We start from the raw sequence: 15,029 nt of genomic DNA on the forward strand, positions 1-15,029 counted from the left end.
AGGTCTAGGGATTTTTGTGGTTATGTTCTTGGAATCGTTCAGTTACATCCTAATTTTGAGCCATTCAAATTTAAGATTTACAGAATTGGAAAGTGTGTCTATACAGTAAAAATTTGTTGCAAACAGCACAAATTATGTAGGTTATGGGCAAAAATTTTTTTAGACTACTCTTGTTTGAAATGGCTCATAAAATTGTTGGGATGAGCACCGGTACGGAAATTTTGATTCAAATGATCTATGGACACCATATCTTGTTCTGAAATTTCAAAGTCAAAAATTAAAGAATTCTCAATTATTCGATTTTTATTGGTGCTTTTTGGAATAACTAAAATATCCTTCTGTAAATTCCATCTTAATATTATTTGAGCCACTGTTTTCCCATACTTAATAGCTAGTTTATTAAGTAGTTCATTGTCTAATATTTTTCCCCGCATCAAAGGTGACCATCCCTCAAAGGCAATTGAATGTTGATTGCAATAACCTAGTAAATCGGATTGGACCAGATGGGGGTGCCACTCGCATTGGTTTAACATTGGCAAATGTTCACCTTTCTGCTTCAAGTTTTGTAAATGTTCTATTGTGCAATTGCTAACACCGATGGCCCGAATCCTTCCCTCGTTATAAAGTTGTTCCATGGCTTTCCAGGATTCTTCATATTTGTCTGGAACCGGCCAATGAATCAGGTACAAGTCTAACACCTCCAACTTTAAAAGTTTCATGGACAGATCGAAGGCCTTTAAAGTTTTATCATATCCCTGGTCGTCAATCCAAAGTTTTGTAGTTACAAATACATCATTTCTATTTAAATCACTTTCTATAATTGCCTTGCCAACACTCTCTTCATTTTCATAAAAGGTGGCGGTATCAATTCTTCTATATCCAGCATTAAAAGCATCATGGATTGCATTTATTACCTCCGGACCACTTTTAGATTTATAAACACCTAAGCCTAAATAGGGTATTTCAATCCCATTCATCAACGTTTTGGTGTCCGTAATAGAAGAGGGAAATTTCATTTTATTGAGGATAGGTTTAAACTATTCTTCTGAATCGTCTACTTGAAATTCTAATGGAGAGTCATCTGAAGTCTTATTTTTTTTTGATAAGGAAATAAGTATGCCGCCTGCCAATGATGTAGCAATAACGCTTAGCGACAACCATTCAGGAAAATCGTAATGGTGTGATAGAATTAATTTAACACCCACAAACGAAAGTATTACTACCAAACTATATTTTAAATATTCAAACTTAGCCAACATATTGGCTAAGAAGAAATACATTGACCTTAATCCTAAAATGGCAAAAATGTTGGAACTGAAAACCAAAAATGGATCTGACGTAATTGCCAAAATTGCAGGCACACTATCTAAAGCAAAAAGAATATCTGTAAACTCTATAATAACCAGAGCAATAAATAACGGTGTTGCCGCCTTTATATGTCTAATTTGAATAAAAAAGCTTTGACCTTCCATTTTGGTGGTAACAGGCATAATTCTCCTTAAAACCCTATATACAAATGAGTTTTTTGGGTGATATTCTGCGTCTTTTTTAATGAGCATTTTTGCTGCTGTATATAGTAGAAATGCTCCAAAAATGTAGGTTGTAAAAAAGAATTTTTTAATTAGAACAACACCAAACAGAATCATTAACGCCCTAAAAACAATTGCTCCAAGAATACCCCAAAACAAAACGCGATGCTGATATTTTCTAGGTATTTTAAACGAATTGAAAATAACCGCTATAACAAAAATATTATCGACGCTTAAGGAAAGCTCAATCAAATATCCAGTAATATATTTAAGTGTAGCACCCCGCGGAGTTAGGTTATCGATGTTATCAACATTTCCTGAATAATACAGCCAATAGATTACCCCGGAAAAGATTAAGGACATACTAACCCAAATAATGGTCCACATAGTTGCTTCCTTAGTGGAAATAACATGAGCTTTTCTATTGAAAATACCTAGATCTAATGCTAGAAATAGGATAATGCAGAGAATAAAAATGATCCAAACGGTCATGCAATAATCAGTTCTTCTATTTAACTATAGAGTATTGGGAAGTTGCAAAGGTATTTAATTTCAACTTTACAAGAATTTTTATCTGTGCCCAAAAACAAATAATAATGACGAAAATCAACTTTTCAAAAAATATCCTGTAATATCTTGTGGTTTGAAAACTTAGACAAAATCCTAACGCTATAAATACGTATTAATATTTGTATTATTGTAACTTCTGAAGTTACAATTTCACTAAAAATATGATTAGGCTACTTTTTTTTTACGCATGTTTTTTTGGCGGTATCATTTGTTATCTTCTTGGTTTTAATGGAATGTTAGATGACAAAATTCCTTTAAAAGTTGAGGAGTTAAATAGGATTGGTGACAAAGTTGAAACTTTTAATTTGGTGTGGGCAGATGAGTTTGAAATGGACGGTGCACCGGATAAAACCAAATGGGGTTTTAATATTGGTAATGGCTCAAATGGTTGGGGAAATAATGAGTCTCAATATTATACGGATCGTCTAGACAATGCTAAAATTGATAATGGACATTTGGTCATAACAGCCAAAAAAGAAGCAATAAACAATTTTGATTATTCTTCTGCTAGAATGCTCACTAAGGACAAATTTGAATTTACCCATGGTAAGATAGAAATTCGAGCAAAATTGCCAAATGGTGGAGGTACTTGGCCAGCATTTTGGTTGCTTGGAGCGAATGTCGATGAAGTAGGTTGGCCAAAATGTGGAGAAATAGATATTATGGAACATGTTGGCAACAATTTGAATACCGTTCAAAGTGCAATACATACGCCTTCTAGTTTTGGAAACACTTCAAATTTAGGAGGTCAGAATATTGACAATGTTTCGGGTGAATTTCATATCTATACCTTGGAATGGACAAATGAGGAACTCATTTTTGCTGTTGACAATAATGTCCATTACACTTATAATCCATCAGAAATTAATGACAAAACATGGCCTTTTAATGAAGACATGTTTATTATTCTAAATATAGCTATGGGAGGTAATCTTGGAGGCAAGATCGATCCAGAATTTAAAGAAGCAAAGATGCTTATAGATTATGTTCGGGTATACCAGAAATAAATTTTATTCTCAATTCACTATAAAAATTTCTACTAACTTCTTGGTTAATTAAATAAACAAACATGAAAATTATATCTCGATTCATCATTGTCGTCTTATTAAGTATTTCTACATCTTCTTTTGCATTTAAAGCCAAAGAAAATTTACATAAAGCAGATTCGACTGATAATAAAACTGTGAATATTATCGAAACTAAAATAGATTCATTACTAGGCATAATGACTTTAGAGGAAAAAATAGGGCAAATGAATCAATATACAGGTTTTTGGGATGTTACGGGTCCTGCTCCAAAAGAGGGTTCGGCCGCCACTAAATATGATGATCTTCGCAAAGGTCTTATTGGTTCTATGCTTAATGTAACGGGCGCGGAACAGGTAAGGGCACTTCAAAAAATTGCAGTTGAAGAAACCCGTTTGGGAATTCCTTTAATTATAGGTTTTGATGTAATACACGGGTATAAAACAGTGAGCCCTATTCCATTAGCAGAATCAGCCAGCTGGGATTTAGAGGCTATTAAAAAATCAGCTGAAGTTGCCGCACTGGAAGCTGCAGCATCAGGCATTAACTGGACGTTTGCCCCTATGGTTGATATTTCAAGAGACCCGAGATGGGGAAGAGTTATGGAAGGAGCGGGAGAAGATACCTATTTGGGGAGTAAAATTGGAGTTGCTAGAGTTATGGGGTTTCAAGGTGATGATTTAAGTTCTAAACGCACAATAGCGGCCTGTGCAAAGCATTTTGCGGGATACGGTTTTGCTGAATCAGGTAAAGACTATAATACTGTGGACGTGGGTACTTCAACTTTATTTAATATCATATTACCTCCCTTCAAAGCTGCTAGTGATGCAGGTGTTGCCACATTTATGAACTCGTTTAATGAGCTTAATGGAATTCCTGCTACAGGTAATAGTTTCCTTCAAAGAGATATATTAAAAGGGAAGTGGAATTTTGATGGATTTGTTGTTTCCGATTGGGGTTCTATAATGGAAATGCTAAACCACCGTTATGTGGCAACAGGTAAAGATGCTGCAGAATTAGCCCTATTGGCTGGTTCGGATATGGATATGGAATCTCATTTATATATAGAACATATAGCTGATTTAGTGGAAAATAATGAGGTTTCGATTGGCTTAATTGATGATGCAGTGAAAAGAATTTTGCGAATAAAGTTCCAATTGGGCTTATTTGATGATCCCTACAGGTATTGCGATCCAAATTTTGAAAAAGAAACCATTGGAAGTAGACCAGTTCAAGATGCAGTCTTGGATATGGCAAAAAAGTCTATTGTTTTATTAAAAAATGAAGGAAATATTCTGCCGCTTGAAAAGTCTGGGTTGAATGTGTTGGTTGTCGGCCAACTAGCAAGGGATAAAACTAGTCCTTTAGGCAATTGGCGTTTAGGAGCAGATAATGGTACAGCTGTTTCACTACTTGAAGGTCTTCAGAAATATGATGGTAATAATTACACCTTTATCGAAGGTCCCAAAATGTTTGATGAAGAATTTTCGTTTCCAAAAGAAATTAAGATAAATAATAATGATTTATCCGGTCTTCAGGAAGTTATCAGTGCCGCTAGGAATGCAGATGTTGTTCTCTTGGCTTTTGGAGAACATGCATTTCAATCTGGTGAAGGAAGAAGTCAATCCCATATTTCCCTGCCTGGTGTACAGCAAGAGGCTATGGAAGAAATTTATAAGGCAAATAAGAACGTTGTATTGTTACTTCACAATGGGAGGCCATTAGCCATTGACTGGGCAGATAAGAATATTCCGGGTATTTTGGATGTTTGGCAATTAGGAACTCAAAGTGGAAATGCAATTGCAGAAGTAATTTATGGAGATTATAACCCTAGTGGAAAGCTCCCAATGACCTTTCCTAAATCGGTAGGGCAAATTCCGGTATACTACAATCATAAAAGTACCGGTAGACCAAAATTACCTGCACCCGATGAGGTGTTTTGGTCTCATTATACAGATATCGATAATGAACCGCTTTATCCGTTTGGTTATGGTTTAAGCTACACTACTTTTTCCTATTCTAACCTTAATGTAGATAAAGTCGAAAAAAACAAGGTTACTGTATCCTTTGAAATTAAGAATACTGGTAAACGCGAGGGTAGGGAGGTAGCCCAACTTTATATCCAAGATGTGGTAGGGAGTGTTACGCGTCCGGTTAGAGAATTGAAGGGGTTTGAATTAGTTAACCTTAAATCTAATGAAACCAAAAAGGTAACAATCCAACTCACAGAAAATGAATTAGGTTTTTACAATAATGATGGGAATTTTATTGTTGAACCAGGGGATTTTAAGGTATTTGTTGGCGGTAGTTCCAATACACAATTAGAAGGAGCCTTCAAATTAGATTAGGCTTATTCCTCAACTTTAAAACCTTGGATTGCTTTATTAGGCTCCATGATGGTAAAACCATTCCAAAAATTAGGGTCATATGCCGGCATATAAGTCGGCATAAAGATCTTTTCTGGAGTTATGCCTTCGTATTCTGAGGAACTGATGGTTTCTTGATCGAAAACAACTAATTCATATTTGGAGGTTTGCCTTCCGTCTATTAATAAATCCATGGAAAGCTCATTTTGTTTTCGAGGCCCTGAAACTTTTTTGTTTTTTTCAATTACTTTCAAAGGCCGGTCTACTTTAAAATAACTGCCTTCCACTAGTTCTAAGTACTTAGGGTTATATTTTCCATTTTCATCCTTTGAAAACAACATTTTCCCCTCATAGCGTATCCGCCTATAAACTATTCCGAATAGATTAAAATTACTAAGTCGTTTTACATTTTTAAAGTCTAATCGTACAATACCAAAATCCTGTACGTCTATATACATTGTACCTGAATAATCCTTACTGCCTTTTGGCTCGAAGTTTATTATATAAACAGGATTGTCGTTTATTGTAGAAAATCCTGTTTTGGTGAATCTATATCTGTTATCCTTTTCGAGAACATCAAATTGTGCATCCTCATTTAAGAACAATGCATTGTATAATTTTGAAATCTGTCCTTTTACTGAATTGTAAAAATTGTCGTTTGGTTTTGGCGGTGTTGTGTCTAGCTTCTCCTCTAATTCCTCATTAAAATCTTCCTCTAGCTCATCAACATCTACTTTGGTGCCAATAATACCTGATTTAATTTTTAAATAGGAGCTAGATTTCACATTTTCTTTAAAAATCTGTTGCAACTTTTCAAGGACGCCATCGGCCGTTAAGTCTTTATTTTTATCGTATAGTTCGGCGCCTTTACCAATATCTAATTTTAGTTTCGAATAATTTCCATAGGCAGTACCTGCCATCTCCCTATAATAATTACTCTGCTTGGGGATTTTTGCCCCCAATTCATTAAACAGCTGTTGGTTAAGTTCTGTAATGGTTGATTCCTTTATATCAAAATCAATATTGTCAAGATTATTCAGCTCACTTTTCCGTATAAAAAATTTTCTCGATGTAAAATCTTTATTGTAATTCTTATCTAATCGTTCCTTTACTTTTTCTATAACTTCCTCTGCGGTTAGGGGATTGTCCGTTAAAAAAACCTGCTCTAGGTTTATTGTATTTTCAATGAGTTCTAGGGTATTAGGGAGGGGATCTGCTAATGCATAGTTTTTTGAATTGTAACCCATATAAGAGACTGTTAAAGAATCGGTAGCTTGAGGCTTTTTTTTCAAAACAAAACCGAATACACCCTCCTCATTTGTAATTACACCTTGATTCTTTCCAAATTTTATGGTGGCATATGCGAGTGGTTCTTTGGTCTTTGAATCTATAACCTGAGAATGGTATTCTTGGGAGTATGTAGCGATGCTTATGAAATAGAAAAAAATTAGATAGAGTTTTTTCACCTAAACTGGTTTTTATTAATAGATGGTAAATTGGTTAAAAAGGTTGCCTAAACGGTATTTAATTGACGAATTAAAATTAGGTTTGTTACAATTTATTGCAAAACAGTTATTTATATAAATTGTATAAATGTGAAAATGAAAAACCCACTCTTAAAGTGGGTTTTATTTTGTGTCAAAATTAGTCAAGTATATATTACTATACGGTTACCATGACTTTAACAAAATTCTTAATCCTGAGCGGACTAGTTTAACATCACCTCCATTTTCCCTATGTTCTGCCCAAGCTTTTGAGCTTGCCTCATTCTCTGAATCAGTTCTGAGGGCGTTTGCTCCTGCCATCGCCGCTTTAAAATCCTTAAAGCCATTAATAACCCATGCGTTTACCCCATCTGGACCATGACCTACTGTTATTCTCCCCATCATGTTTAAACGACCTGCTGGATTATGTTTGCCAATGGCATTTTCATAGGATTCGACCCATTTAGACATATTGTCCACATCTAGCAAATAATACCTTTGAAATGGGTGAGGTTCATTGGCATTTCCATATATGGCCAATCTTGTTCCCATTGCAGAACTAAATCCATCTTTCATGTGCTGGTTGACACGGGTAATAAAAAGACTCCATGTGTCATTATCTCCACCTGCATACATTCCCCCTAAAGCATCTAAACTTCCTGAAAAAACTACTGAATGGGTAAAATTGTTACTGCTATCATTAAAATGATTTTCATACAATCCCACATTTACATTTGCAGGTTTGTGTTTAGAGAAATAGTCGTCGAATAATTTAAAGATTGTAGATACATCTTGGGATTCAACAGAAAAATTATAAACTGTAAAGTGTACATCTTGAGCTTGAGTCTGTAGCCCAAAAAACAGACAAAGAATAAAAACTAAGTTTTTCATAATAAAAGAATATTTTGGTTGATAGTTAATAGACCTAGAAGATACTAAATTAAACCCAAACTAAATGAAAAAAACAATCACAAACCTATTCATTGTGAGCAAGTTTGATTTAGAATTAATTGTTACGGAAAAGATTAATCGGTCAAGTATTCCTTAACATATAAAACTAAGTCATTACCATGTAGGTTTTTGGCAATAACTTTTCCTTCAGAATTTAATAAGAAATTAGCCGGTATCGTTTGTAGTCGCACCTCTTTCATTAAAGGTGAATCGTCTCCAGCTAAATGAGAAGCATGGATCCAATGAGCCGCATTATCTGTTTTTATTGCATTTTCCCAACCCTTAAGGCTATTCTCCAATCCATAGGCAACAATTTGGAAACCTTTATTATTAAATTCCTTCCAAAGAGGCAGTAATATTTCTCGATTTTCTTTTCTACAAGGTGCACACCATGATGCCCAAATATCAATGAGGGTTAATTTTTCCCCCAATACTTTATTTATGGTAATAGTGTCCTGAGATAATAGGGGTAATGCGGAATTTGGAAATGTGTCCCCCACCATTAATGGAAGGTTATTTTTATCACCTTTTTTACAAAGTTCAAAAACCCATGGGTTTTCTATTGAAGATTCCTTCCATTTTTCGCATTGATCGACCAACAATTCAGGAATTCGCTCATAATCTTTTTCTGGGCTTACCCATCGGACTCCGACCATAGCAACATAGAACTGATCCGTTTTGGCAGAAAAGTCTATCATATACTCTTTATAATTGGCAATAGCTTTTTCTTTTAAAAGCAATTGTGAGCCTTCTTCAACCTTCCAATGTCTTCCCTTTAAAAATTTGTTGTAGGCTTCAAATTTTAAATCACGTAATTCTGCAATTTGTTTATTTAATTCTGATGGGTTCAGGAAGGAAAAATTTTTCTGAAACGATTTTGCCGAGCTTTCAATTTGAATATTATCGCCATTTTGCCAAACTATCGGCATATAATTTGAGGATTCTAAATCTGTATTTTGTAACTTTTTTGCTGATTCACCTGGGGTTTGAACTACTATTTCTAGTAAAGTTGGTACAATGGCATTTGGTAAATTTTTAAATTCAAAACTTCCATCTAGCTTCACTTCAGATGAGTCTAAAACAGTTCCAAAATAAGAGGAGGCAACATCCCAGAGACTTTCAGGTTTAATTAAATAAACAGTGTAATTAGTATTTTCTGTTTCTGTAAGCTTTCCTGAAATCATTGTTCTTGAATTGCAAGCTGAAAAAAATGCTATTATAAAAACTAGAAGAAAATGCTTGAAACCTGTTTTTAAGACCATTAGAGAAAATAATAAACAAAAAAACCCGCATATAGTTTGCGGGTTTCTCGTGGTACCTCCAGGAATCGAACCAGGGACACACGGATTTTCAGTCCGTTGCTCTACCAACTGAGCTAAGGTACCTTCGAAGTGATTCTTATCACATCTTCTCTTAACGAGCGTGCAAATATATATGCTAATTTAAAAAACACAAAAGGAATTTCTAAAAATTTGGTTTTGTAAATTTGAGCACACTAAATTATTTATGAATCTAGTAGTAGATGTAGGAAATTCCGCTGTTAAATTGGCCGTATTCGATAATGGGGAACTTATTGAAAAAATTCGATGCGAATATTCCCAATTTTCGTTAGAAATTGAGAACCTTTTAAAATTGCATCGACGTATTTCAGCTTGTATTAGTTCAAATGTGGGCAATATGCAAATCGAACAAATTTTGGAAGATTTGCAAGACATATCCCATTTGAAGTTAAGTTCTCTATTAAAATTCCCATTTACAATTAAGTATAAAACTCCTGAAACCTTGGGTGTCGACCGTCTTGCATTGACCACGGCTGCATTTTATGCATATCCTAATAAAGATGTATTGGTAATCGACGCAGGGACTTGTATAACTTTTGATTTTATAAATAGTTCAGGCCAATATTTGGGAGGGAGTATTTCACCTGGCCTTAAAATGAGATATCAATCACTTAATCATTTTACTGCAAAACTTCCATTGTTAACTAAAAAACAACCAGAAAGTTTTATTGGTCAATCAACTGTCGAAGCCATACATGTAGGTGTTGTTTGCGGTACTGTTGCAGAAATAGATGGAATGATTCAGAGATTTACTGAAGAATATCCATATTTAACAGTTATTTTAACAGGGGGTGACAGCAATTTTTTGTCAAACCAATTAAAAAATAGCATCTTTGCGAACTCTAATTTTCTTTTGGAGGGTTTAAACCACATTTTGGATTTTAATAGGACGTAATGATCAAGAAACTGATCCTAGTAGTTTTTAGCTTATTTTTTTATTCTTCATTTGCTCAACAAAGTACCGCTTCGCCATACTCGTTTTATGGTATCGGATCCTTAAAATTTAAGGGAACTGTTGAAAACAGAAGTATGGGGGGAATTAGTGTTTTTACAGATAGTATACATTTGAACCTTCAAAACCCTGCATCTTTTGTAGGCCCTAACCTCGAAATGTGGAATAATGAGAGTAGACCAGTAAAATTTAGTGTTGGGGGGAGTTACTCTAGTTCTAGGCTGAAATCTCAAAGTTCTACAGCTGATGCTAATGCCACTACTTTTGATTACCTAGCGTTGAATTTTCCAGCGGGTCGTCTTGGTTTTGCTTTAGGACTTATGCCGCACAGTGCAGTTGGTTACAAGCTTGAAACGATAGATGGAGACCGATTAACCAATCGGTATGTTGGTGAGGGTGGTTTGAACAAAGCTTTTTTGGGAGTTGGTTATAACATTAGTAAGGGGCTTAATATTGGATTGCAAGCCAGTTATAATTTTGGAAATGTTCAAAATAATGCCCTTAAATTACTATATACAGATGAAGGTGGATTAGTTCAGTTTCAAACAAGAGAGAACAATAGGTCTGATTTAAGTGGAATAAATTTCAACATTGGTATGAATTACAAGACAATGTTGACCAATAAATTGGAATTAACCTTGGCAGCTACGTATTCTCCAGAGAGTAATTTGGCTTCTGAAAATAAGCGTAGCTTTTCAACAATTTTATTCAATCCAGCAACTGGAGGAGAGGCAGTGGTGAGCACCGTAGATGCAGATTTAGAATCAGTTAATTTGAGAAATACTGATTTAACCTTACCTTCGCGATTATCAGTTGGTGGTGGATTGGGCGGTCCTAGAAAATGGTTTGTTGGGGTTGATTATTCATCACAAAGCACAAGTAAGTTCGGTAATCCGATTTTCGATATACAGGAAACAAATTTTGTAAATGCGTCCACAATTGCAATCGGTGGGTTTTATATTCCGGATTATAATTCCTTTTCAAATTATTGGAAAAGAATTGTTTATCGAGCTGGAGTAAGTGCAGGGCATACAGGATTAAAGATAAATGGAGAGGATATTAGGGAGTTTGGCATGTCTTTTGGAGTAGGATTACCGATGAGCCGTTCTTCGTTATTCCATAATGCAAATTTGGGCATCGAATTGGGACAAAGAGGGACGACGAATGAAAATTTAATACAAGAAAACTTTTTCAATTTTCATTTAAGTTTGTCTTTAAACGATAGATGGTTCGAAAAAAGAAAATATTATTAATAAACTCAATAAAATAACTTAGATATGAAGACGAGAGTTACTTTAATATTAGCAGCACTTCTTCTGGCATTTAATTTTGGTTTTGCGCAACAGGATGAGGAAAGCATGACTAATCTTACAATTTTTACAGATTACTACAAGAGCAAGAAATTTGACGAGGCCTACGAGCCTTGGATGAAAGTAAGGAATAAGAGTCCAAAATTTAATAGGGCTATATATGCCTATGGAGATGATATTCTTGAGCATAAAATTGAGAAATCTTCGGGTGCTGAAAAGAAAAAGTATATAGAGGATTATATGTTGTTATTAGACCAAGCGGCTGAGAACTATCCTAAATATTATCCTCTTGGAACTGTTTTGGATAAAAAGGCAGAGTTAATGTACGATTATAAAGATGTTTTAGGAGCTAATGATAAGCAAATCTATGATGCTTTTGATAAGGCTTATAAAACTGACATTGATAACTTTACAAGCCCTAGGGGACTATATATTTACTTTTCAACTATAGTTGATTTGTTTAATGCAGGTCAGGTTGATCTTCAGAATGTTTTTGATAAATATGATGATGTAACTGATAAAATTGCCACGGAAGTTGAGAACTATTCTGAAAAATTAAATGAATTGGTTGCAAAGGAAGAGGCTGGGCAAAAATTGACTTCAAAAGAAGAGCAATACAAAAGGCAGTATAATAGTTACCTTGAAAACTATGACAAAATTAATGGAAGCATTGATAGCAAATTAGGACAATTGGCCGATTGTAAAAATCTTATTCCGTTATATAATAAAAACTATGATGCTAACAAAACCGATCCAGTTTGGTTAAAAAGAGCTGTTAGCCGTATGTATAATAAGGAGTGTACAGATGACCCACTTTACATTAAGTTGGTAAAGGCATATGATGAAACAGCTCCTTCTGCCGATACAAAATACTTTGTTGCCACCTTGTTGTTCAAACAAGACAAAGACAAAGAAGCTATGGAATACTTAAATCAATCATACGATTTAGAGAAAGATCCATACAAAAAAGCAAAATTGGCTGAACGTATTGCGGGAAGCTTAAAATCTAAAGGTCAGTATGGTCAGGCTAGACAATATTATAGAGAATCATTAAAGTTAAATCCATCCAATGGAAGACCTTATTTGATGATTGCAAATATGTATGCCGCAAGTGCTAACAATTGTGGTGATTCCCACTTTACTAAAAGAGCAGTGTTCTGGTTGGCAGCAAATGAAGCTAGAAGGGCTGGTAGCGTTGATCCTACATTAAGGTCAGCAGCATCTCAAACAGCTGCAAACTATGAGGCCAAGGCTCCAACAAGAAGTGAAATCTTCTCAGAGGATATGTCTGGAAAAACAATCAATATTGGATGCTGGATTGGCTCTAGTGTACAAGTACCTAAATTGTAATTGGTTAATAACAATCTTCATATTATTTATAGCATGGTCGCAGTATTTTCTGTGACCATGTTTTTTTCATGTAAGGACAACTTTAAGGAGGTTCAAAAAATTGGTATTACACAAAATGAGCCTATTAGTGAGGCAAGGGGTATCAATTTGAAATATACGGATTCTGGTGAGGTTAAAGCACACTTGGTAAGTCCAAAAATGTATGACTATAGTAACAGGGATTTCCCCTTTAATGAATTTCCTGACGGAATAAAACTTACCATTTTTGATGATAAGGGAAATGAAAATTATATTTTCTCTGATTATGCTGTTTATTATGGTAGAACCAAATTGATAGATCTTCAGGGTAATGTTCAGCTCATAACAAATATGAATGATACACTTCTTACGGACCAGATCTATTATGATGAGATTCGTCAATGGGTTTTTACCAATTATCCCGTAACCATAATATCTAAAGGCAACGTCAGTGAAGGGAATATTTTAGATTCAGACCGAAATTTTAAGGAACTTCAACTTATGGAAGGACGTGCTGACGTTTACGTGAACGATAATAATTAATTATCTTTGAAGCGAAATAAATCGACTTATGAAATTGATGAAATTTTTCCAGTATGTATACCTTGTATTTGTTGTACTCTTCATATATGACGGTATTCAACATTACAATGATGGCACAAACCGAATGTGGGTATCTTTTGCTTTGGCTGGTTTAGCGCTTTTCATGTTTTACTTTAGGAGAAAATATAGAAAGAAGTTCGAGCAACAAAATCGTAAATAATTCCATTTCATGGAGACCGCTTGGTTGATTGTAATTTTAATGCTGATTCTTTCAGCATTTTTTTCTGGTATGGAGATAGCCTTCGTTTCTTCCAACAAAATTCATATTGAAATTGAGAAGAAAAAGGAAGATTTTCTTGCCGGAATTTTAACCAAAATAACTGATAGGCCATCCAAATTTATTGCCACTATGCTCATTGGCAACAATATTGCTCTGGTAATATATGGTTTTTTAATGGGAGATATATTGGTGGATTGGTTTCAGTCTATGCTTCCGGCGAATTCAACCGTTGTCAATTATTTATTAAATGATTTGAGTTTATTAAGTCAAACGGTTATATCTACCCTCATTATATTAATTACTGCGGAATTTCTTCCCAAAGTATTTTTTCAGATTTACTCCAATACGTTTCTTCGACTATTTGCTGTGCCAGCCTATTTATTTTATATGCTATTTACCTATATCTCAGATTTTGTCATCTGGATTTCAAATAAAGTATTGAAGTATTTTTTTAAGGCAGATGGGGACGATGTTAAATTGGCCATGACAAAGGTGGAATTAGGTCATTACATAAGTGAACAAATGGAATCTATAGAGGAAGACGATGAGGTTGATAGTGAGATACAGATATTTCAAAATGCCTTAGAGTTTTCAGAGGTTAAAGCGAGAGCAGTAATGATTCCAAGGACGGAAATTGTTGCAGTAGATGTTACGGATTCCGTTAAAAATGTTAATGCACTATTTACTTCTACCGGACTTTCCAAAATATTGGTTTATAAAGGAACCATTGATGATATTGTGGGCTATGTTCATTCTTTCGAACTATTTAAAAAGCCAAAATCACTTTCTTCTATATCTCGCCCAGTATTGTATGTCCCAGAAACCATGCTTGTTAAAGATATACTAAACATGCTTACCAGAAGGCGAATGAGTATGGCCGTTGTTATAGATGAGTATGGAGGAACTGCGGGTATTATGACGATTGAAGATATAGTTGAGGAACTTTTTGGGGAGATTGAGGATGAGCATGATACAGTTGTGCTGATAGAGGAGCAATTGGACGAACGAAACTATAAATTTTCGGCGCGTCTGGAAGTGGATTACATAAATGAAACTTATAAATTAGATCTGCCTGAAGGCGAAAACTATGAGACTTTGGGCGGTCTAATAATGGATGAAACTGAAGGTATCCCAGATGTAAATGAAGTAATTCTCATTGAAAATTTTCAGTTTAAAATCTTGGAAGCATCCTCTACGAAAATAGATGTGGTATCCCTTAGAATCCTTGAAGAGGACTAATCTTCTAAACCATTAATAAATCTGTTAATCGGCTTTTTTTTATTCATTTAAAATGGTATTTTCGCGCACTTA

General features: G+C 34.7%; 13 protein-coding genes and 1 tRNA gene. 8 read left to right on the forward strand and 6 right to left on the reverse strand.

Annotated features, from left to right (window positions below):
* Positions 1-164: 164 nt before the first annotated feature.
* Complete coding sequence (locus ISU00_RS10070; protein ID WP_228850535.1) at positions 165-1,016, reverse strand: aldo/keto reductase; 852 nt, start codon at positions 1,014-1,016, stop codon at positions 165-167.
* Positions 1,017-1,037: 21 nt separating this feature from the next.
* Positions 1,038-2,021, reverse strand: a complete 984-nt coding sequence (locus tag ISU00_RS10075) for a TerC family protein (protein ID WP_228850536.1) — start codon at positions 2,019-2,021, stop codon at positions 1,038-1,040.
* A 239-nt stretch (positions 2,022-2,260) separates the two neighbouring features.
* On the opposite strand from ISU00_RS10075, the gene ISU00_RS10080 reads away from it, so the two are divergent.
* Positions 2,261-3,106: a glycoside hydrolase family 16 protein gene (locus ISU00_RS10080; protein ID WP_228850537.1), complete on the forward strand. Its 846-nt coding sequence runs from the start codon at positions 2,261-2,263 to the stop codon at positions 3,104-3,106.
* Positions 3,107-3,168: 62 nt separating this feature from the next.
* Positions 3,169-5,472 (forward strand): beta-glucosidase BglX, encoded by a 2,304-nt coding sequence (gene bglX, locus ISU00_RS10085; protein ID WP_228850538.1) that lies wholly within the window; start codon positions 3,169-3,171, stop codon positions 5,470-5,472.
* Between the two features lie 2 nt (positions 5,473-5,474).
* Here bglX and ISU00_RS10090 read toward each other — a convergent pair whose 3' ends face one another.
* From ISU00_RS10090 to ISU00_RS10105, 4 genes are all read right to left on the reverse strand, one after another.
* A complete protein-coding gene (locus tag ISU00_RS10090; protein ID WP_228850539.1) occupies positions 5,475-6,956 on the reverse strand; it encodes a carboxypeptidase-like regulatory domain-containing protein in 1,482 nt (493 codons plus the stop codon).
* A gap of 204 nt (positions 6,957-7,160) precedes the next feature.
* Complete coding sequence (locus ISU00_RS10095; RefSeq protein ID WP_228850540.1) at positions 7,161-7,865, reverse strand: hypothetical protein; 705 nt, start codon at positions 7,863-7,865, stop codon at positions 7,161-7,163.
* 134 nt (positions 7,866-7,999) lie between these two features.
* Positions 8,000-9,109 carry a TlpA family protein disulfide reductase gene (locus ISU00_RS10100; RefSeq protein WP_228850541.1) on the reverse strand — a complete coding sequence of 370 codons (1,110 nt, stop codon included), beginning with the start codon at positions 9,107-9,109 and terminating at the stop codon, positions 8,000-8,002.
* A 128-nt stretch (positions 9,110-9,237) separates the two neighbouring features.
* Positions 9,238-9,310, reverse strand: a tRNA-Phe gene (locus ISU00_RS10105).
* A 121-nt stretch (positions 9,311-9,431) separates the two neighbouring features.
* Between ISU00_RS10105 and ISU00_RS10110 the strand changes: the two genes are divergently transcribed.
* Genes ISU00_RS10110 through ISU00_RS10135 form a run of 6 tightly spaced genes read left to right on the forward strand, consistent with a single transcriptional unit; the run spans position 9,432 to position 14,957 of the window.
* A complete protein-coding gene (locus tag ISU00_RS10110; RefSeq protein ID WP_228850542.1) occupies positions 9,432-10,160 on the forward strand; it encodes a type III pantothenate kinase in 729 nt (242 codons plus the stop codon).
* Entirely contained in the window at positions 10,160-11,470 is a 1,311-nt protein-coding gene (locus tag ISU00_RS10115) for a hypothetical protein (RefSeq protein WP_228850543.1), read from the forward strand. Before ISU00_RS10110 ends, ISU00_RS10115 begins: the two co-directional genes overlap by 1 nt.
* Before the next feature lie 24 nt (positions 11,471-11,494).
* Positions 11,495-12,877 (forward strand): hypothetical protein, encoded by a 1,383-nt coding sequence (locus ISU00_RS10120; RefSeq protein ID WP_228850544.1) that lies wholly within the window; start codon positions 11,495-11,497, stop codon positions 12,875-12,877.
* Between the two features lie 33 nt (positions 12,878-12,910).
* Entirely contained in the window at positions 12,911-13,438 is a 528-nt protein-coding gene (gene lptC / locus ISU00_RS10125; protein WP_228850545.1) for an LPS export ABC transporter periplasmic protein LptC, read from the forward strand.
* A gap of 37 nt (positions 13,439-13,475) precedes the next feature.
* On the forward strand, positions 13,476-13,658 hold the full coding sequence (locus ISU00_RS10130) for a hypothetical protein (protein WP_228850546.1): 183 nt from the start codon (positions 13,476-13,478) through the stop codon (positions 13,656-13,658).
* A 9-nt stretch (positions 13,659-13,667) separates the two neighbouring features.
* Positions 13,668-14,957, forward strand: coding sequence for a hemolysin family protein (locus ISU00_RS10135; protein WP_228850547.1), 1,290 nt, complete (start codon positions 13,668-13,670; stop codon positions 14,955-14,957).
* Positions 14,958-15,029: the final 72 nt, after the last annotated feature.

The sequence above is a fragment of the Aegicerativicinus sediminis genome (assembly GCF_015476115.1).
In the GTDB taxonomy this organism is placed as follows: domain Bacteria; phylum Bacteroidota; class Bacteroidia; order Flavobacteriales; family Flavobacteriaceae; genus Aegicerativicinus; species Aegicerativicinus sediminis.

What these genes read in the sequence shown, in the direction of transcription:
- ISU00_RS10135 (WP_228850547.1), top strand. Translation starts at nt 13,668, where the DNA reads ATGGAGACCGCTTGGTTGATTGTAATTTTAATGCTGATTCTTTCAGCA.
- ISU00_RS10080 (WP_228850537.1), top strand. Translation starts at nt 2,261, where the DNA reads ATGATTAGGCTACTTTTTTTTTACGCATGTTTTTTTGGCGGTATCATT.
- lptC (WP_228850545.1), top strand. Translation starts at nt 12,911, where the DNA reads ATGGTCGCAGTATTTTCTGTGACCATGTTTTTTTCATGTAAGGACAAC.
- ISU00_RS10120 (WP_228850544.1), top strand. Translation starts at nt 11,495, where the DNA reads ATGAAGACGAGAGTTACTTTAATATTAGCAGCACTTCTTCTGGCATTT.
- ISU00_RS10115 (WP_228850543.1), top strand. Translation starts at nt 10,160, where the DNA reads ATGATCAAGAAACTGATCCTAGTAGTTTTTAGCTTATTTTTTTATTCT.
- ISU00_RS10095 (WP_228850540.1), bottom strand. Translation starts at nt 7,865, where the DNA reads ATGAAAAACTTAGTTTTTATTCTTTGTCTGTTTTTTGGGCTACAGACT.
- ISU00_RS10110 (WP_228850542.1), top strand. Translation starts at nt 9,432, where the DNA reads ATGAATCTAGTAGTAGATGTAGGAAATTCCGCTGTTAAATTGGCCGTA.
- ISU00_RS10130 (WP_228850546.1), top strand. Translation starts at nt 13,476, where the DNA reads ATGAAATTTTTCCAGTATGTATACCTTGTATTTGTTGTACTCTTCATA.
- ISU00_RS10100 (WP_228850541.1), bottom strand. Translation starts at nt 9,109, where the DNA reads ATGATTTCAGGAAAGCTTACAGAAACAGAAAATACTAATTACACTGTT.
- ISU00_RS10070 (WP_228850535.1), bottom strand. Translation starts at nt 1,016, where the DNA reads ATGAAATTTCCCTCTTCTATTACGGACACCAAAACGTTGATGAATGGG.
- ISU00_RS10075 (WP_228850536.1), bottom strand. Translation starts at nt 2,021, where the DNA reads ATGACCGTTTGGATCATTTTTATTCTCTGCATTATCCTATTTCTAGCA.
- bglX (WP_228850538.1), top strand. Translation starts at nt 3,169, where the DNA reads ATGAAAATTATATCTCGATTCATCATTGTCGTCTTATTAAGTATTTCT.